This window comes from Paenibacillus sp. PastM-3, from assembly GCF_029893965.1.
Lineage (GTDB): Bacteria > Bacillota > Bacilli > Paenibacillales > Paenibacillaceae > Paenibacillus_AQ.
Map to the genome: position 1 here is coordinate 43,846 of NZ_JARXXP010000009.1, position 19,293 is coordinate 63,138.

At 50.5% G+C, this 19,293-nt stretch carries 13 protein-coding genes and 3 pseudogenes; 13 read left to right on the forward strand and 3 right to left on the reverse strand.

The genetic code is table 11. From position 1 onward, the window contains the following. Positions 1-660: 660 nt before the first annotated feature. From M2108_RS14975 to M2108_RS14995, 5 genes are all read left to right on the forward strand, one after another. Positions 661-1,971 (forward strand): ABC transporter substrate-binding protein, encoded by a 1,311-nt coding sequence (locus tag M2108_RS14975; protein ID WP_277470273.1) that lies wholly within the window; start codon positions 661-663, stop codon positions 1,969-1,971. Positions 1,972-2,040: 69 nt separating this feature from the next. Next, entirely contained in the window at positions 2,041-3,000 is a 960-nt protein-coding gene (locus M2108_RS14980) for a carbohydrate ABC transporter permease (protein ID WP_277470311.1), read from the forward strand. Further along, the gene (locus M2108_RS14985; protein WP_277470272.1) at positions 3,001-3,897 is read left to right on the forward strand and encodes a carbohydrate ABC transporter permease; all 897 of its coding nucleotides are present in this window, start codon (positions 3,001-3,003) and stop codon (positions 3,895-3,897) included. 99 nt (positions 3,898-3,996) lie between these two features. Beyond that, positions 3,997-5,304, forward strand: coding sequence for an amidase (locus M2108_RS14990; protein WP_277470271.1), 1,308 nt, complete (start codon positions 3,997-3,999; stop codon positions 5,302-5,304). A 127-nt stretch (positions 5,305-5,431) separates the two neighbouring features. After that, positions 5,432-6,217, forward strand: a complete 786-nt coding sequence (locus M2108_RS14995; protein WP_277470270.1) for a nucleotidyltransferase domain-containing protein — start codon at positions 5,432-5,434, stop codon at positions 6,215-6,217. A gap of 71 nt (positions 6,218-6,288) precedes the next feature. On the opposite strand, the gene M2108_RS15000 is transcribed toward M2108_RS14995, so the two are convergent. Beyond that, positions 6,289-7,458: a copper amine oxidase N-terminal domain-containing protein gene (locus M2108_RS15000; protein WP_277470269.1), complete on the reverse strand. Its 1,170-nt coding sequence runs from the start codon at positions 7,456-7,458 to the stop codon at positions 6,289-6,291. Positions 7,459-7,849: 391 nt separating this feature from the next. Here M2108_RS15000 and M2108_RS15005 point away from each other — a divergent pair. The 7 genes and pseudogenes from M2108_RS15005 to M2108_RS15035 all read left to right on the forward strand — a co-directional run. Then, positions 7,850-8,513 (forward strand): annotated as a pseudogene (locus M2108_RS15005) (ABC transporter substrate-binding protein); the annotation flags it as partial. A gap of 309 nt (positions 8,514-8,822) precedes the next feature. After that, a pseudogene (locus tag M2108_RS15010) lies at positions 8,823-9,171 on the forward strand (ABC transporter permease subunit); the annotation flags it as partial. Between the two features lie 12 nt (positions 9,172-9,183). After that, positions 9,184-9,483 (forward strand): annotated as a pseudogene (locus M2108_RS15015) (ABC transporter permease); the annotation flags it as partial. A 287-nt stretch (positions 9,484-9,770) separates the two neighbouring features. Continuing rightward, a complete protein-coding gene (locus M2108_RS15020) occupies positions 9,771-12,113 on the forward strand; it encodes a PAS domain-containing hybrid sensor histidine kinase/response regulator (RefSeq protein WP_277470268.1) in 2,343 nt (780 codons plus the stop codon). A 460-nt stretch (positions 12,114-12,573) separates the two neighbouring features. Next, complete coding sequence (locus M2108_RS15025; protein WP_277470267.1) at positions 12,574-15,051, forward strand: PAS domain S-box protein; 2,478 nt, start codon at positions 12,574-12,576, stop codon at positions 15,049-15,051. Then, on the forward strand, positions 15,048-15,446 hold the full coding sequence (locus M2108_RS15030; protein WP_277470266.1) for an STAS domain-containing protein: 399 nt from the start codon (positions 15,048-15,050) through the stop codon (positions 15,444-15,446). The genes M2108_RS15025 and M2108_RS15030 overlap by 4 nt, the downstream gene beginning before the upstream one ends. Positions 15,447-15,474: 28 nt before the next feature. Then, on the forward strand, positions 15,475-17,166 hold the full coding sequence (locus tag M2108_RS15035; protein ID WP_277470265.1) for a methyl-accepting chemotaxis protein: 1,692 nt from the start codon (positions 15,475-15,477) through the stop codon (positions 17,164-17,166). 224 nt (positions 17,167-17,390) lie between these two features. Here M2108_RS15035 and M2108_RS15040 read toward each other — a convergent pair whose 3' ends face one another. Next, positions 17,391-18,233 carry an aldo/keto reductase gene (locus M2108_RS15040; protein WP_277470264.1) on the reverse strand — a complete coding sequence of 281 codons (843 nt, stop codon included), beginning with the start codon at positions 18,231-18,233 and terminating at the stop codon, positions 17,391-17,393. A gap of 150 nt (positions 18,234-18,383) precedes the next feature. Further along, a complete protein-coding gene (locus tag M2108_RS15045; protein WP_277470263.1) occupies positions 18,384-18,551 on the reverse strand; it encodes a type 1 glutamine amidotransferase family protein in 168 nt (55 codons plus the stop codon). 118 nt (positions 18,552-18,669) lie between these two features. On the opposite strand from M2108_RS15045, the gene M2108_RS15050 reads away from it, so the two are divergent. After that, positions 18,670-19,290 (forward strand): nitroreductase family protein, encoded by a 621-nt coding sequence (locus M2108_RS15050; RefSeq protein ID WP_277470262.1) that lies wholly within the window; start codon positions 18,670-18,672, stop codon positions 19,288-19,290. Positions 19,291-19,293: the final 3 nt, after the last annotated feature.

Sequence of the window (19,293 nt, forward strand, 5' to 3'; positions counted from 1 at the left end):
GTCTACAATCCCCCGCAGCTTGACAAAAGGAAGTGCTCTGCTTTTATGTATCGCCGTCAGCGGCTCAAAGTGGGTATTTCCAATTTTACTCACCGCATTATACTCACCAGGCTGACATCTCCCATGTCAATCTGAATACGGTCAGAATTCATGCGGGTCCTGAACGGGATGATTATCCAATTGCTATAGACGGGTGCCTTACCGCACAGCATCTCCACCGTCTCAAAAGAATCTGCGATTCCGTCAGCAGAAATGATAAACTCCCGTTGCCCATCTGCATTTACAGTACCTATTTCATAGGTTAAGTTCTCATCCAGCTCATGGAGCCTGCGGCTGATTTCGGCCAAGAATGTATTATAGCATGAACAGCCCCATAGCAGAGTATAAAATGAAAGATTCATCCGCGCATGCTTTGGTTAGATAATGAACAGGCTTCACAACCACCTCAGAGCAGCTGATCAGCAAAAAATGATGGAAGTGGAGGAGTTGCGTCCGGGCAGCTCCTTTTTGTTATGTTTCAATACATGCTTTGATTGAATTAGAAATAATAGGTTAATGAATTTATTTATGTAAACAGATTCAAAAACATTGTTTAAAGTTTAACATTGTATATTAAAACAATTAAATACTTTAACTAAAAAGTATGGGGGACAGTTCATCATGAGTATCAACAAACATGCAAAAAGTCTTTTAGTGCCGTTCCTTGTAGCCGGGCTTGCCATCTCAGGCTGTACACCCAAAGCAGAAGAAGATGCTTCGGTAGCCAGCGCTGACGGAAAAGTTGAGGTTGATTTCTGGACATTCTGGGGCTCTGAAACCCGCCGTCCCATTATCGAGAAGATCATCAGTGATTTTAACGCTTCACAAGACCGTATCGTTGTAAAGCATACATATCTGCCCTGGGGAGATATCTGGACCAAGAATCTGGCTTCGATTGCCGCCAAAAATCCGGCTGATGTCATCATCAATGACATTGCCAGCGTGGACCAGCGTGCTTCCAAAAAACAGAATACAGACTTGACCGCCTATCTGGAGCAGGACAACATCCAGGACCGCTTTTACGAGAACCTCTGGGAAAATGTGCTGTATGAAGATAAGGCGTATGCGATTCCGTTCAACACGGATACCCGTATGCTCTATTACAACAAGAAGGCGTTCAGAGAAGCAGGACTTGATCCGGAAAAGCCGCCAACTACGTGGGATGAGCTGGAGGAATATGCAATCAAGCTGGATAAGAAAAACGGTAACGGCTATGATCAGGTCGGCTTCCATCCGCTTTGGGGCGATTTCGGGATTGACAACTGGCTGCTGAATGCGGACGGCGGAGAAGGTTATTTTGACAATGAGGGTAACATGCACATTAATACACCGGCCAAGGTGGAAGCCATCAACTGGATCAAATCGTGGAATGACCGGCTGGGCAAAAAGACTGTGGATGCCATGCAGGCTGAATTCGGCAGTGAGCAGAGCAATCCGTTTATTTCCGGTAAAGTCGCCATGTGGATTCACCAGGGCACCTTCGCTACCCAAATCCGTGATTACGGACCTGATATGGAAGTAGGCATTGCACCGATTCCCGAAAAAACAGCCGGCTCCGGCCATTACAGCGGCGGCGGCGGTTTTGTGGTGGAAATTCCGCAAGGTGCCAAGCACCCGGATGAAGCGTGGGAGTTCATTAAGTATTTAACGGATTATGATGCTCAGCAATACTGGGCGCTCAAAAACTTTGATAATGTAGCCAATAAGGAAGCGGCAAGTGATCCGGAGCTGTCCAGTGATCCTATTTATAAAGCCACGGTTGAGAATTTGGCGGTGACCACACACTTTAGAGCCCCGATTTCTGTACCTGATTTCAAAAATCTGATTACTCCGCAGATCGATGCAGCCTTATTGGGCAATATTTCTGCTGAGGAGGCTCTTTCCAAGGCTGAAACCGATGTGAAAAGCATGATGGAGCAAGCGGGAAAATAAACAAACTGCCGGTGGAATGTATGGTTAGCCATACATTCCATCCTTTATGAAGGGGGATAAATGGTGGGAATGAACATGAACCAGCCTCAGGCTGATGCCCGTTATGCGCTCAAGCGGCCGAAACCGCGGAGAGGCAAGCTGGCAAAAAGTGAAGACCGCGCAGGATACATATTTATTCTTCCATGGCTGATCGGCTTTTTTGGCATTACGCTGCTGCCCCTGTTATTTTCGCTGTATGGCAGCTTTACAAATTATGATATTACCTCACAGATGGATTTTATCGGTCTTGCCAATTACGAGCGGATGTTCAACAATGACCCGTTGTTCTGGAAATCGCTCTCGAATACGATCTATTACGTGCTGTGGATGGTCCCGCTGACCACAATCGGTTCCGTTCTGCTGGCGCTGCTGCTGAATGAACGTGTGGCAGGGATGCGCTTTTTCCGGACCATTTTTTATCTGCCATCCGTTCTGTCGGGCGTAGGGGTGTATTTTCTATGGATGCAGCTGCTGAATCCTTCCACCGGTCTTATCAATACCATGCTCTCATGGGTAGGCATTGCAGGGCCGGCGTGGCTGACTGATCCGTTCTGGACCAAGCCGGCGGTTATTTTTATGAAAATGTGGGCGGTCGGAGGCGGGATGCTGCTGTATCTGGCCAGTCTGCAGGGTGTGCCACCGCAATTGTATGAAGCTGCACGGCTGGACGGTGCATCTGCGTTCCGGCGGTTCCGGCATATTACGCTGCCGATGATCTCGCCCGTCATTTTTTATGATGTGGTTACCAGCCTGATCGGCGGGTTTCAGGTATTCCAGGAGGGGTATGTCATGACAGAAGCCGGAGGGGGAGGGCCAATGCATTCCCTGCTTTTCTACAATCTGCACATGTGGCATAAGGCGTTCACGGTATTCGATATGGGATACGCGATGGCCATGGCCTGGATTCTTTTTGTGGTCGTGCTGATCCTGACCATTCTGAACCTGCAGCTCTCCAGGCGCTGGGTTCATTATGAAGGAGGGGATGCATAGATGGGACAGGCTTACTCCTACTCCAAAAGAAAGGCTGATCTGCTTCAGCCGCCATCGTATAAGAGGGCCAGACGTTTTCCGCTGCGCACCGTGCTGATTCTTACCTTTTTAGTTGCCGGCAGTATATTGTTCCTGTTGCCTTTGTGGTGGATGATCTCAACCTCACTAAAGTCCATGCAGGAGATTGCCCAATATCCGCCTACCTTTATTCCGGAGACCTTTTATTGGCGAAACTATCTGGAGACCTGGACGGCTGCTCCGTTTACCCGTTACACGATGAACACGCTGCTGCTGACTTTTTTTGCGGTGACAGGCAATGTGCTGGTGAATGCCTTTGTAGCTTACGGATTTGCCAAAATCCGCTTCCGCGGTAAAAAGCTGTGGTTCTCCGTGCTGCTGTCCACGATTATGATTCCGGGCTTTGTGACGCTGATTCCGCAGTATGTGCTGTTCTCCAAATTAGGTCTGGTGGGAACCTATTACCCGATCATTATTCCGCAGTTTCTGGGCAGCGCCTTTTATATTTTTATGCTGAGACAGTTTTATCTCACTATTCCTACAGAGCTGAGTGAAGCGGCAAGGATTGACGGGGCCGGGCATTTTCAGATCTGGTACCGCATTATTCTCCCGCTGTCCAAGCCTGCGCTGGCGGCTATTGCGATCTTCGCTTTTAACGGAGCCTGGAATGATTTCCTCGGACCATTGCTGTATGTAAATGATGAATCCCTGTACACGCTGCAGATCGGGCTTCAGTCCTTCCGCGGAGCGATGCAGACCCAGTGGAATTACCTGATGGCAGGCTCGGTGATCGTGCTGCTGCCGATGATTGTGCTGTTCTTCGTGTTCCAGCGGTATTTCATTGAAGGGATGAATCTGACAGCAGGGACTAAGGGATAGAAATTAATTCCCGGGAAATTATTCAGGAAAAAAATGTAACCTTTGCGGGCGGACTGCGTATGTCAGGAGAATGTCCAAACTGATCCTGGAGATGATGATATGCAGCTTGTCCGCAATTCTCTTAACGATCTGATACATAACACTGATGAGGCTGGGATTTCGCTCAGGAAGTCGATTGACAGCTATCTGACAAGATTCCGGGAGCTGGAGCCGCAGATTCATGCCTTTGTGCCCGAAGCCCGGCTGGAGCAGCGGCTTAAGCTGGAACAGGAGCGCCTGCTGGCTTCTCTCGCCGGCACCGCCGGGAGACCAGCCCTTTGGGGGATTCCGGTCGGGATCAAGGATTTGATCCATGCTGAGAGCCTTCCCACGCAAGCCGGGTCCCGGCTGCCTGCTGAGGCACTTGCCGGCGGGGAAGCCTCCATCGTCACCCGGCTGCGAGAACTGGGAGCGGTTATTGCCGGCAAGACGGTAACCGAGGAGTTTGCCTATCATGGGCCGATCGCTACCCTTAATCCGCATCATTCTGAGCATACTCCAGGAGGGTCCAGTGCTGGCTCGGCTGCTGCGGTTGCTGCAGGCCTATGTCCGCTGGCGTTGGGAACACAGACCTTACGATCTGTTCTCGCGCCGGCGTCTTTTTGCGGAGTGGTGGGTTTTAAGCCGAGCTATGACAGAGTTCCGCTGGACGGGGTAATCAAGCTGTCACCCTCATTTGACACGATCGGATTGTTCACTCAGGATCTGTCCGGTATGGAGACGGCAGCCGAACTGCTCATACCGGAATGGAATGCCCGGCAGGTGAGTCGTAAGCCTGTGCTTGGCATTCCGGGCGGGGTATATATGGAGCTGATGAGTGATGAGGTTAAAGCGGTTTTTACAGCACAGATTAAATCTCTGGAGCAATTTGGCTATCAGGTGAAGCATGTTCAGATGCCCTGGGAGGACGAGTTGATCTACGGCAATGCCATGCTGCGGTTTATACAGGGAGAAATGGCCCGGGAGCACGCGGAGCGTTTCGGCGCGTATGAACCATATTACGGTGCAAGTGTCAGGGAAGCCATTCTCAGCGGTGAGGCCATTCCGGAGGAGGAGCTGGCTGATTGCCGGCAGCTGCAGCTGGAATTAAGAGCCCGTCTGGAGAATCTCATGAATCAGGAGGGGATTGATCTGTGGGTATCACCGGCACAGGGCGGTACCGCGCCAAGGCTGGAGGCTAACAATACCGGCTGGTCCGGCATGACGGCGGTCTGGGGCTTTGCCGGATGTCCGGCTCTAAGTATTCCTGCGGCCAGTATAGGGGGACTGCCGCTCGGATTTCAGTGTGTCGGCAGCTACGGGGAAGATGAATGGCTGCTGGCCAGGGCACGGCAGGTCGTACTGGAGCTTTGTCCGGATAAAATCTGATTGAGACTAACAAATTCTGGTATTCTTTTCAAACGGCATGTGCTATTATTTTGATGGATAAGGTTAGTTCTAATATTGATTAATTAATAAATTTATTAATTATTAATCTAAGCTAGGAGTGATAGAGTTGTATCCTCACCATCAAAAAGCAATTGAAGCCATTACTCTCAAGATGCAGGCCAGAGAAGAAGTACTCGGCGTCATTATCGGCGGCTCGGTTGCGCACGGGTATGCCAATGAAACCTCAGATATTGATATCATAATTGTACTCTCTGAGGAAGATTACCAGCAGGCGTTGGGGACCGGGGAAATCGGTTATTTTGAAACAGAATCTACTCCTTATGAAGGCGGCTACGTAGATGGTAAATGCTTGTCGGCAGACTATATCAGAAAGGTCGCTGCATCCGGAAGCGAGCCAGCCAAATATGCGTTTAAGGATGCCTTTGTTGCCTATTCCAGAATCAACGGACTTGACGAGCTGATCGAGGCAGCTTCCTGCTATCCTGCAGAGAAAAAAGAAGAGAATATTCAGAAGTTCTATGCCCAGCTGGAGACATGGAAATGGTATTACTATGAAGGCCTGAAAAGAGACAACCAGCTGCTAATGGACTATTCCCGCACGAATTACGTCATGTTCGCCGGACGGCTGATATTAGCCTATAATGACAGGCTGTTCCCCTCCTATAAATGGCTGCTTAAAGAGCTGGAGCTGGCTGAGGCTAAACCGGACAATTTCATGGAGCTGCTGGAGGCTGTTGCTACGCTTAAGACCCCGGACTCCATCGAGCGCTTGTATGAGAGCGTTACGGGATTTCACAACTGGTACACCTCTAACGAGCATTGGACTGTGAGATTTATGCTGGACAGCCAGCTGAATTGGGTAGACGGTATGGTGCCGGTACTTGATTTATAAACATAATATAGCAGCTGCCGGACATGTTCAGTGTCCGGCAGCTGTTATATTATTGCTGAATCTAAGCATTATTATTGCGGTGCCGGCAGGGTATATACGAACTGTTTTTCCTTCCTCTCCAAGCCAAGATTGTAAGCCCGGATAGTTAGCTCATTGCCGCTGCGGCCTTCAAACCGTAGATCATCACCAGGGAACATGGAGTCCCACTGGTCCAGTATCCATTTGCTGTCGGCTGCAGGTAATTGTTCATATAATAGGGTCTGGGTGCCGGTGGAACGGTCTACAGCCGTCAAAAAGGCGGTATCGCCGGGCCGGATCAGGGCAACATCGGAATAAAAAGCCTCCACATTATAATAGACGTCCCGCGTCACGCTGGTCCCCATCAATTTCGGCAAGTCGACGGTTTCTTTTACGGCACCGGTACCGTCTTCGATAAGGCGAAGGGTCTGTCCGTCATTCATCAGCAGCCGGCCCTCGGACCAGAGGGCAGGCTCATCAAAGGTAGAATGAAAATCGGTATGTGCCTGGCGCATAAGTGCCCCTTTTTTGAGCAGATAGGTATAGTACTCCGCATAGAGATGCGGTTCACCGTAAGCGTTTCTGACCTGCAGTACAGTCAGTCCGCCGGGTGTATCTTCGAAGGTGAAATCCACAATATCCAGCCCCCTGCCCAGATGGGCGAGCTTACGCTTGTCCTCTTTCCCGGATGAAATGTAAAGGTCGCCGGTATCAAGCGAGACGGAGTAATGTGTACCCTTATAAGTCTCTGTATACCCCCGGTACATATGGAGGCCGTTAGCCAGCAGGCTGCGGGTCTTGGCGTCCCAGCGGACCGGGCCGCCTTCCAGCGCCTTAACCAGGAATTTGGCAGGCAGATACAGCTCGTCCTGGATAAGGAAAGGGGTACCGCCGATGTTCACACTGACGTTATCCAGTACTCCATTTGTACTGCCTAGCCGTACGGCAAAGCTTTTTTCCCAGCCGCTGAATGAAGCGCGTGTACGGGTCTTGTCCCAGGTCATTTCGATACCGAGGCTGTTAACGATGTTAGCCGGCAGATAGGATACACCGTTTTTAATCAAGGCTGTACCTACGGAGCTTCCTGATATGCCGCTGTCACTGCTATAAGTCACATAATACTTCACTTCTTCGGTGCCTGATCTGGCTGATGCCGGAGCTGACATTGTGCCTGATACAAGCATAAGTCCGGCAGTGGACAGGAGCAGCAGTTTTCTGATCATACAGGTTACCTTCCTTTCGGAATAATAGGATTAGGCAGAAGCTTTATATACGATTCAAAAGATTAGACGAGGAATGAAGGAGAATGTTTCCTTTATATGAGGGAAAATAGAAAAAATATACAAAACACTCTACAACTAGAATATACTGCTATCTATCAAAAGAAAACAAAGTTGGCGCAGAGGAAAAAGGGCTCGAAATCGAACCTTACGCAGCGATTTCGTTGGGAAACCGGTTTCATCTTATCGACGGTATCCCGAGGCCGGAAGCGATCATCGACGAATATCCGCATCAGCTGTCCGGAGGTATGCGCCAGCGGGTGATGATCGCCATGCAGGAGGAAATACGGCGGCGACCAATGCGCCGCAGGCGGACTCCGGCAACGCTACGGCATCGACGCAGGATACTCTGATTGTGGGACGAGGCGGCGATTCGGCTTCGCTGGACCCGGCCATCGTCACCGACGGCGAGTCCCTCAAAATCGCTCACCAGGTGTTCGACTCCCTGCTGGAGTATAAACCGGGGACTTCCGAAGTGCAGGCATTGCTTGCGGACAGCTGGGAGTTTCCGCAGACGGCCTGACTTACACCTTCAAACTTCACCCGGGCGTCAAATTCCATGACGATACTGACTTCAACGCCTAAGCCGTAGTCTTCAACTTTACGCGCTGGAGCGATCCTAACAGCGAATTTAAATTCGAAGGGGACTCTTTTGACTACTACGACTCCATGTTCGGACCGGACGGTTCCCGCGTTATTAAGGAAGTAAAAGCCGTTGACGATTCGACGGTGCAGTTTACACTGAACCAGCCGCAGGCTCCGTTCCTGCAAAACATAGCCATGACTTCTTTCGGTATCGCCAGCCCTACCGCGGTTAAGGAGAAGAAAGAGAACTTCAAGAATGAGCCGGTCGGCACGGGTCCGTTCAAGTTTGTGGAATGGAAACGCAATGACGCCATCACCCTGGATAAGAATGCGGACTACTGGAAGGAAGGTCTGCCTAAGTGAACAAGGTGATCGTCCGCTCCATCCCGGGCAACAACCGTTCGTTCTACGCCAATGAAGAGCTACACACCATTCTGATCAACGCTCAGAAGGAAACAGATCAGAATAAACGCTCCGACCTGTATAAACAGGCGCAGGAAATCATTAAAGCGGACGCACCGTGGATTCCGCTTGTGCATACAACGCCTTTGCTGGCAGCCAAAGCCAATCTGAAGGGATATGTGCCAGTGCCAGACCCGACAGGTACCGAGTACTACAGCGAAGTATATTTCGAATAGACGTTTGACAGACAGCCTTACCGCCGCTGAAACAGCGGCGGTAAGTTGGTGTTATCCTCTAATACACCTGACTACACAGCCATGATCATTGCCCTGAAGCTGCACTGGCTTCCTTCAATAGGAAGAATGGATCAGCGCGATCCGGTTGAGAGCATAACGAATCTATATGTCATCGATACGATTATCGCCCGGATGACGCGCTCTCAGCATGCCGGAAGTTATGAATTCCGATTATATCCGCACGGCAAAAGCAAAAGGTCTGTCACAGTTTCTGGTCGTGTACAAGCACGCACTGAAGAACTCGCTGATTCCCGTACTGACGGTCGTCGGTCTCCAAACCGGCATTCTGATTATCGCGTTCATTTTTGTAGTCATCAATCTGCTTGTGGATCTGCTGTACTCCGCCATCGATCCGCGCATCCAATACAAGTAAGGAGTGAACCTTGTGTCACAGGCAACCTTAAATGCTGCACCTCCGAATGCCCCTGCCGAAAAGGTCTCCGGTCCTTGGCGCGATGCGTGGAAGGCTTTCCGCAAGAACAAAACGGCCATGGTGGGTTTGTGCATTATCGTCTTTTTTATTCTGATCGCGCTGCTGGCTCCGTTAATAGCGCCTTACGACTATAAAGAGCAGGAGCTTGTCAACCGGCTTAAGGCCCCTTCGGCCGATCACTGGTTTGGTACGGACGATCTCGGCCGTGATCTGTTTACACGCGTGCTGTACGGAGCGCGGATATCGCTCTGGGCTTCCTCGGTCTTGGCGCGCAGCCGCCCGATCCGGAGTGGGGCAAGATAATTCATAGAGCGTATACGCCTGGCGAATATCCGATCTGAACGAAAAACAAAGCCATAGACTGGCCGCTATGTTGATGAACTATAGTTTCCCGTTACTTCTGCAAAGTGGCCAATACAGGATGGTAATGGACAGATTAGCAAATTCTTCAGTTGAACATACATAGTTATTTGAGTAAGATTACTCATGGAGATCGTTCGACATACTAGTTGAAGCAATTCAGGAAGGAGCCACATTGTATGAAGACTCCCAATCAAGAAGAAACAACCGAACGCCTATCCGAAAACGAAAAACAATTCCGTCTCATATCAGAATACTCGCTTGATTTTATATCGAGACATGCCGCAACGGAGGAAGCAACTTATTTATATGCCTCCCCCTCATGCAAAACTCTGCTCGGTTACGAACCCGACGAATTGCTCGGCGCTAGCGCATTCGATTATTTTCATCCCGAAGACATTCATCTTATCAAAGAATATCTTTTGGCAAACCTGGAGTCCAAGGGTGTATATACCGTCGCTTACCGGATCCGCCATAAAGACGGCCAATATATCTGGTTTGAAAGCACGGGGCGGTATACCTATGACGAAGAGACCAGAGAAGTTCAAGAAATCATAGCCATTTCACGGGACATTACCGAGCGGAAAGAAGCGGAAAAGCAGCTGCAGGAAAGTGAGCAAAGATATAAATCCTTATTTGAATACACACCTGCTGCCGTATACTCTTTTGATTTACAGGGCGTTTATTTGTCCGCCAACTCCAACTTGGAAGCAATGACAGGTTATTCCAAGGAGGAATTGGTGGGGAACTCCTTTGTCCCCCTCATTCATCCGAAGGATTTGACGCGAACGAAGGAGCATTTTAAACAGGCCACCCAAGGAATTCCTCAGCATTATGAAATCAGCATTATTCATAAAGAAGGCCACACGCTTGTCCTTGATGTGACCAACGTACCGATCGTTATCAATCGACAGATTGTCGGAGTGTATGGCATAGCTATGGATATCACCGAACAAAAGAAATATGTAGAGCAGATCGAAACCCTCAGCTATCAGCACAGTCTTATTCTGAACTCTGTTAACGAAGGAATATTCGGCATGGACACTCAAGGGATCTCGATGTTCATTAATCCTGCGGGAGCCAAAATGTTGGGATATGAGGCGATGGGATTTATTGGAATTCCAAACCACGCCGCGATTCATCACACCAAACCGGACGGCAATCACTATCCGCTGGAAGATTGCCCGATTTATAAAACGATACAGGACGGCCAGCCCCGACAAGTGAAGGAAGAAATTTTTTGGCGGAAGGACGGCTCGAGCTTCTTGGTTGATTACACTACCAATCCTATTATTGAAAACGGTAGGATCATAGGAGCGGTCGTCGTCTTTAGCGATATCACGAATGAAAATGAGATTCTGAAAGCGAAAGAATCGGCGGAACGGGCGGCGGATGCGAAGTCCGAGTTTCTCGCTATCGTGAGCCATGAACTGCGGACTCCAATGAACGGCATTATCGGCATGACCGATTTGCTTCTGGAAACCGGATTGACTCTAGAACAGGCGGATTACGCTGAAATCATCCGGAAAAGTGGGAAAGACCTACTCTATATCTTGAACGATATCTTGGACTTCAGCAAAATAGAAGCCGGCAAATTAATGCTGAGCCATGATCCCATTGACCTACATTCCATTTTAAGAAGTATCGCCGAGTTGTTTGCAGGCAAGGCGAATGAAAAAAATATCCGGATGACCTATCGCATAGACCCGCAGATTCCAACCTTTATCATGGGGGATCCCCACAGGCTACAGCAAATTTTAGTTAATCTAGTAGGTAATGCATTGAAATTTACGGATACCGGTGAGATTTTAGTCGCTGTTGATAAAAATCCGACAAAAGATTCAAGTATTATTCTGTTGGAATTTTCGGTTAAGGATACGGGAATCGGAATTCCAGCTGATAGGCTTGGTGAACTGTTTCAATCCTTTTCCCAACTGCATCCGGCTATCAACCGCAAATATGGGGGTACCGGGCTAGGCCTCGCGATTTGCAAAAAGTTGGTAGAGCTGATGGGCGGCAGGATAGGGGTCGAAAGTACGGAGGGCGATGGTTCAACCTTCCGATTCACTATCATATCCCACACTCCTAAAGAAGAATCTTCCGTAGACATCGCAGAAACGACAACAGCCAACCAAAAAAAAGATGCGCACCATCCTTCTTTACGCATACTGGTCGCGGAAGACCATCCGGTCAATCAAAAGTTGCTTGTGACGATTTTACGGAAAAAAGGGTACGCGCCGGATCTAGTGGATAATGGAGCCGATGCCGTCGAAGCCATTTCCCATAAAGAATACGATCTAATTTTCATGGATCTGCAAATGCCCGTGATGGACGGTCTTAAAGCGACCTCCATCATAAGACGGCTTCTTCCAGCCGACAAAGGCCCCGCCATTGTAGCGGTAACCGCATATGCCCGACCGGAAGACAAGGAAAAATGCTTAGCAGTCGGGATGCAGGATTATATCAGTAAACCGATTCGAAACGCTGACATCAATCATATCCTTAACAAATGGGGAAAGTAAGTAAAATTGCAGCGGTACGAAATCCTCAATACACCTCCGCCTGGTACTGGACAAATAGTTGAATCCATCGCAAGAGTCCGGCTGCGCTTTATACCCAGCAGCCATTTTTCTAAACTATGGGGCAGATATGTGTAATAAAACATCAATGTGATCATTGTGCTAACGGGGAACGTTAGATGAATAACATTAGGAGAAGGCCACCGAATAAACAGGATCGGTGGCCTTTCCACTAAAGCAGTTGAGGCCAGGAAGCTGAACAACAATAGTCGTGATTTCTTTATAAAATCATAAAACTATTGAACCGCCAAACTCATATTTTGTCCGCCTGCTGACGATATAAAAGGAGAAGGATGAGGCCAGGCCGAATCAACTGCTTCCCCGGCTCTAATACATACCTGACTAATAACCGAAAATATTACTTTTTATACATAATACGACTGCAGTGGAGGAAGCATATCAAGTGGATACCCAAACTATCATAGATGATTTGCATCGAGAGGGCATCGTTTATTCTTCACTGGAAGAAGAAATGCGGCGTTTAGAGGAGCTGTACGATCTCGGGATTTTGGACACCGAGCCTGAAGAGCGTTTTGACCGCATCACCAAATTGGTGGGCGGTATTTTTCGCGTGCCCATTTGTCTCATTACGCTGGTGACGGAAAAAGAGCAGTGGTTTAAATCCTGCTTCGGCTTGGAGGGAGAGCTGCTGGATCTGCGGCGAACGGAAAGAGAAGCTTCCTTCTGCCAGCATGTGATCGCTAAGCGGAACATGCTGATTGTCGAGGATACGGCAAAGGACCCGTTATTCCGGGGCAACCGGCTGGTGCTCGACCATGGTATTGGCTTCTATGCGGGCGCACCCCTGGAGACAAAGGCCGGGAACATCTTGGGCAGTCTCTGCTTGATTGACTCGGCGCCTCGCCGCTTCTCCGAAGAGGAAGCCGATTTACTGCAGCAGTTCAGCGGCTGGATCATGACGGAATTGGAGCTGCGCCGGGAACTGCGGCAGAAAATGATCCAGGAACTGCATTTGAAGGAACTGGTCGCCAGCAACGCCTGGCTGATGAAAGCGCTTGAGCACTCTTCGGCAGGAGTTGTCATCACCGACGCAACCGATCCGGATCTCCCAATTATTTATGCGAATCCCGGCTTTACGAAGCTGACGGGGTATGCCCGTGAAGAGATAATCGGACATAACTGCCGATTTCTGCAGGGACCGGATACGGACGCGGCTGCTCTGGTAAAAGTCCGCAGCGGGATCCGGGAGCAGGCGATGACCCGGGTTGAGCTGCTGAACTACAGGAAGGACGGCACTTCATTCTGGAATGAGCTTCTCATCAATCCGGTCGATAATGAGCAGGGCGACGCGATTCATTTTGTCGGCATTCAGAACGATATCAGTTCGCGGAAAGCGGCTGAGCAAGCGTTGGAGAACGCCTTCTACGAGCAGGATCACCTGCTGCAAAGCCTGCCGGATATCATCTACGCGCTTGATTTACAGGGGCGGCTGCTTAAAATGAACGAACAGCTTTGCCGGCTGACGGAACAAACGATGGCGGAGCTTAAAGGCACGCCGATTCAATCCCTGATGATCAACGAAGATAGGGCATTATTTTCGGAAGCTTTGATAAACGGGCTGCATCACGAAAAAACAGAATTGGAAACGAGCCTCAGCGCCCGGAACGGATTGCGGATACCTTTTCAATGGAGCGTCGTACTGCTGCGGGACGAGGACGGAAGGCCCATCGGCTATGCGGGTGTCGGAAAAGATATTTCCGAACGGGTTCAAATGCGTAAGGATATTATGCATGCCGGAAGGCTTCAGGATCAGCTGCTCCCGAAAGAGCTCGACCATCCGGCCTTTCGAATACGAAACCTCTATCAGCCAAGCCAGTATGTCAGCGGTGATTTCTATTACTATGAATGGGAGGAAACCGAGGGGAAACTGCAGGTCTATCTGATGGATGTGATGGGGCACGGCTTCGCCACGGCGCTGAACTGCTCTGCGCTGCGGCTCATGCTCCAGCAAATGAGCCGCAGCGGACTCCGCCCTGCGCAAAAACTGGCCCGAATGAACCACGAATGCCTGCAGTTATTTCCGGAGGGCTATTTTACGACAGGATTATTCGCCGAGATCGACATTGCCGCAAAGACGCTGACCTATGCTTCCGGAGGAATTAATAAACTGATTCTGTACCGGAACGGAAAGCCTGAGCTAAAGAAAGCCCCTGGGGGCCTTGTCGGAATTATAAAGCAGATGACCTACGACGACGTCACCCTCCCTTTTGAAGCCGGCGACCGGCTGCTGCTGGTGACCGACGGAATCAGCGACATGATCAAGGATGTTGAAACATGGCAGGACGACAGCATCGATGCGGTCATCGCCAGGCTGCAGGGGATTATTCAAACGAATCCCGGTAAAGACGATGCCACAGCCGTCTGTGTGGAACTTATTCGCCAAGCGGGTGCGGACGGATTGGAGCCTTTGAACGACTCGGAAACGCATCGGTGGGAATGGCTTCTGCCCAGCAAAAATACGTCGGCAGATGAGCTCAGGCCGGAATTGCAGGCATTGTTCCTATCTTTACGCCTGCCCAAGCCAAATCAATTGCTGTTTGCCGTGAATGAAGCGGTAATCAACGCCGCAGAGGCGACGATGCGGAAATTTGGCGAAAACGAAGAGGCGCCGCCCGTTCAGGTCACGGTTCAGGCTGAAGCCGGGCGGATCATCGTCGACATCGCGAATGAGGCCGATCCGATTGACCCGTTATATTTCACCCGCAGCGTGGACGAGCTTGAAGCGATGCTGTGGGACGATTGCGGCCGAGGTATTTTATTAATGCGTAAAATGACGGACGAGATATCCTGCCGGGTGAATGGAACCGGGAGGAATATAATGACACTTATCACATACAGAGAGAAGGCGCAGCACGGATGACAAAGCCAAACGCAGATCAGAATCCTTTCACGATTATTAACGAGCAGCAGGACGGCATTCAAATTTTCCGGCTTACGGGAACGGTGGGGTACGGCAACGTGCAGCAGGCGAAGACGGTCCTTCGCGAGCAGCAGATTAAGGCGCGTTATTATGTGTTCGATCTGCTGGAGCTGGCGTGGATCGACAGTACGGGACTCGGTATGCTGATCAGCTTCGCCAAGGAGGTCAGAACCGATCGCCCCAATGTCGCCATCGCCGCGGGCGGGGAGCTGAGAGAATTATTGGAGATGGCCAAGCTGGATCTGGTATTTCCGTTATATTCGACAGCAGCCGAGGCGGTAAACGGCGCCAACACGGATGAAGGAGACCGGCCGCTTCCGCTCGATAAATACTAGAATTATATATACAGATGGGGGAAGCAGCATGAAATTCAAATCGATTGCCATCAAAATAATACTTGTATTCAGCATTATCCTTACCTTGTTTACGCTGATTATTAATTTTTATACCGGAGAGAATGTGCGGAGTAAACTGGTGCTCGCCTCTCATCAGAAATTAAAATCCGATATGGAAATGGCCAAAATGATTATAAATGCCGAATATCCCGGCGAATGGTCGGTCAAGGACGGCAAGCTGTTAAAGGGCGATATGGCCTTCAATGACAGCTTTGACCTCGTTGATGCGATAGGCAAATCAACAGGGGATACCGTCACCCTGTTCCTCGGCGATACGCGAATCGCAACGAATGTTCAGAAGGATGGAAAGCGCGCGGTAGGAACGCAGATTTCGGAGATGGTCGGCACCTCCGTACTGAAACAAGGCCAAACCTATCTGGGTGAAGCGGACGTCGTCGGCACGAAAAACCAGGCGCTCTACGAACCGATTAAGGACGCTTCGGGAAGCATAATCGGAATCCTGTATGTCGGCGTTCCGAATACGCCGTTCGACCGGCTGGCGAACAGCTTTCGTCTCGAGATTCTAGCGATCAGCGCAATCGTTCTGCTGCTCGCAATCGTCGCTTCCTACCTGTTAAGCCGTCCGATCGTGACAGCGATCCGCAAGCTGTCTGTGGTGGCGCAGCGGATTGCCGACAAGGATCTGACGCATAAAGCGGAAATCTCCTCATCCGATGAAACCGGGAGACTGGCTCAATCCTTTGAGACGATGCGGGGCAACCTGGCTGTAATGCTGAAAGATCTGGGCGATATTTCCGTCAATCTGAAGGAAAACAGCTCCTACCTGTCCGAAGCGGCTTCACAGACTGATCATGTTTCGCATGAAGTAGCCAAGGCGATCCAGCAGGTGGCCGAAGGCACCGTGGAGCAGACGACCCACTCGCAAGCGATTCACGAGAAAATGCAGGGTACCTTATCCAAAGTGCAGGAAGGCAGACAGCAGATGGGTCAAACCTACCGCAACGCGGTTCTGTCCGCTGAAATCGCCGATGAAGGAAATCAGGCGATCGAAGAAGCTATTCAGCATCTTTCGACTTTTACCAAAACCGTTAAATTTGCGACCGATGCGATCCAAAAGCTGGGGCTGCGTTCAGAAGAGATCGGAGGTATCATTCAAGCGATCTCGGATATTGCCAGCCAGACCAATCTGCTGGCGCTTAACGCCGCCATCGAGGCGGCGCGCGCCGGGGAAAGCGGACGCGGGTTCTCCGTCGTTGCGGCGGAGGTGCGCAAGCTGGCTGAGCAGTCCCAGATCGAAGCGGAGCGGATTACGAACCTGGTCAAGGACATTCAATCCGAAACCTCTGTTACGGTAAGAACGATGGAAACCAATCTGTCGGCCGTTAATGAGCAGGTGCGAATCATTACCAAAGGCGGGGAAGCGCTGAAGCAGATCGTGGACAAAACAGGTGAAACAAAACAGAATGCGGCTTCTTTGCAGGAGCTGTTCTCCGAGCTGGTCGATAATTCGGAGGACGTGATGCAGTCCATCCAAGTGATCCGCCAATTTGCTGAGAATTCGGCCGCCGTCGCGGAAGAAGTCGCTGCCTCCGCGCAGCAGCAGTCGGCAACCGTGAACGAAATCTTCTCCGCTTCGCGCGGGGTTAACTTTATGGCCAGTAACTTGAACCGTAAAGTAAAGGAATTCACAATTTCATAAACCGGCGGATCGATCTGTCGTGACATCGGTGATGAGGGCGTTGATAACAAAATGGCAGCCGGAACCAACAAGTTCCGGACTGCCATTTTTTGCTGCTCGAAAACCGCTGTGCCGAGCGGGCATTATTGTGCTACAGTTGTCGTAAATGACGGAAAGCAGCGGTTTGAAATTCGGGAATCCATTAAACAAGTCTAACCTGTAGGAACTTTCATGTGAAGGCTTTCTTAAATAATGTCGAGCGGAACCTTTCTAGTCGGTTTGGGGAACGCGTCATCCAACATCCCCAAGTCTTCCTCGGTAAACTTAATCCGTTCTGCCTCGGCATTCTCTTCTACATGCGCTGCTGTCGACGCCTTAGGAATGGCAATCACGTCACCGCTTCTAGTGCACCAAGCCAAGAGAATCTGAAGCGGCTTCACGCCATGCCGATCGGCAATCTCCTTAACCGCTGGATGCTCAACCAACCCTTTTCGTAAAGTGCCCGCCTGGGCGAGCGGACTGTAGGCCATCATCGGGATTTTTCGCTCTCTCAACCAAGGGAGCAGGTCATATTCTACGCCGCGGGAACCGAGATGATACAGCACCTGATCGACCATGCAATGCGTCCCTCGCGCGGCATCGAACAGTTCTTTCATATCGTCCGTGTCCAGGTTCGAAACGCCCCATCGCAAAATTTTCCCCTCTTCGACCAACTGTTCCATCGCTTCTACCGTTTCGCTTAAAGGAATGCTCCCTCTCCAGTGAAGGAGATAGAGGTCGAGGCGGTCCGTCTTTAACCGCTTCAAGCTTTGTTCGCAGCTGCGGGCGATGCGATTCAGTCCCGCATTGTGCGGATACACTTTGGATACCAGAAACACTTGGTCTCGTATCCCTTCGATCGCTTCTCCAACCAAGGACTCGGATCTGCCGTCGCCATACATTTCAGCCGAATCGATCAGGTTCAATCCAAGCTCCACACCGCGTATTAACGTGCGAAGCTCTTCATTTTTCCTGGACGGCTCATCCCCCATATACCACGTACCTTGACCGATGCTGGGCAAAGACGTCCCGTCAGGAAGGGTTACCACGCGCCCACCCCCTTATTTTTTTACAATATGTTTTCCCGCATCGCCCCGTCCTATACTCCATAGAGAATAGGGCAGGCGATTGATCATAATGGCGACTGCCGCACTCAGTACGAGGGGCAATAGCAGCGCTATCCGTACATCAGGCCAAGCTTAACCCGAAACTAGAATGCGATGCGTATGCAGCGCTTGATCGATAGAGGTGGCTCCGCATGCCGTCACATCCGGCTGGCAATTCGGATAAGCCGTATATTCCCGCCCATGCATCAATTCCGGAAGAACGGCCGCGTCTCCCGATACGATCAACACTCTTTTGCTCATGCAAATCCCTCCATTATTGGGTTTATTTTAGTATGCGTTCAACTTTTGAAACCCATTCACGGAGGGAAATATAATAGTGGGACGAGCTCCCGAATCCAATCGAAAAGAGGAAATCCGCATGCCGCAAGTTACAGCTCAGCCGTTGACCGTCAAGGAGGCGATCGAATCCCGCCACAGCATACGTAAATTCGATCAGGAAGCGATCCCGAAACAAGATTTGCTGGAAATGATAAGATTGGCCGGGTTGGCGCCGAGCGCATGGAACCTCCAGCCTTGGCGGTTTCACATCACCGCGGATCCCGCGATGAAGGAGAAGCTGCAAGAAGCCGCATACGGCCAGCAGCAAGTTACTTCCGCCCAGGCGGTCGCCATAGTCGCCAGCGATATGGAGGATGTGATGGAAAAGCTTGCGGATACCGTACATCCGGGACTGTCTGCGGAGAGAAAAGAAGAGGAAACGGCCAATTTGTCCGCTTACTTCGGGCCGATGGGCGTAGAAGAAAGAGGGCAATGGGGACTCGGGCAAACTTATATCGCGCTCGGATTTCTACTGCTTGCAGCTGAGGGGATGGGATATGCCACTGTCCCGATGCTTGGGTTCGACCAGAATAAAGTCAGGGAAATCTTGAATCTTCCTGAACACGTCAAGTTCGCAGCCATGGTGCCGATCGGGCGCAAAGCCGCCGAAGGATACCCCACCCATCGCCATCCTGTCGACCGAATCGCCATTTTCCATTAATCA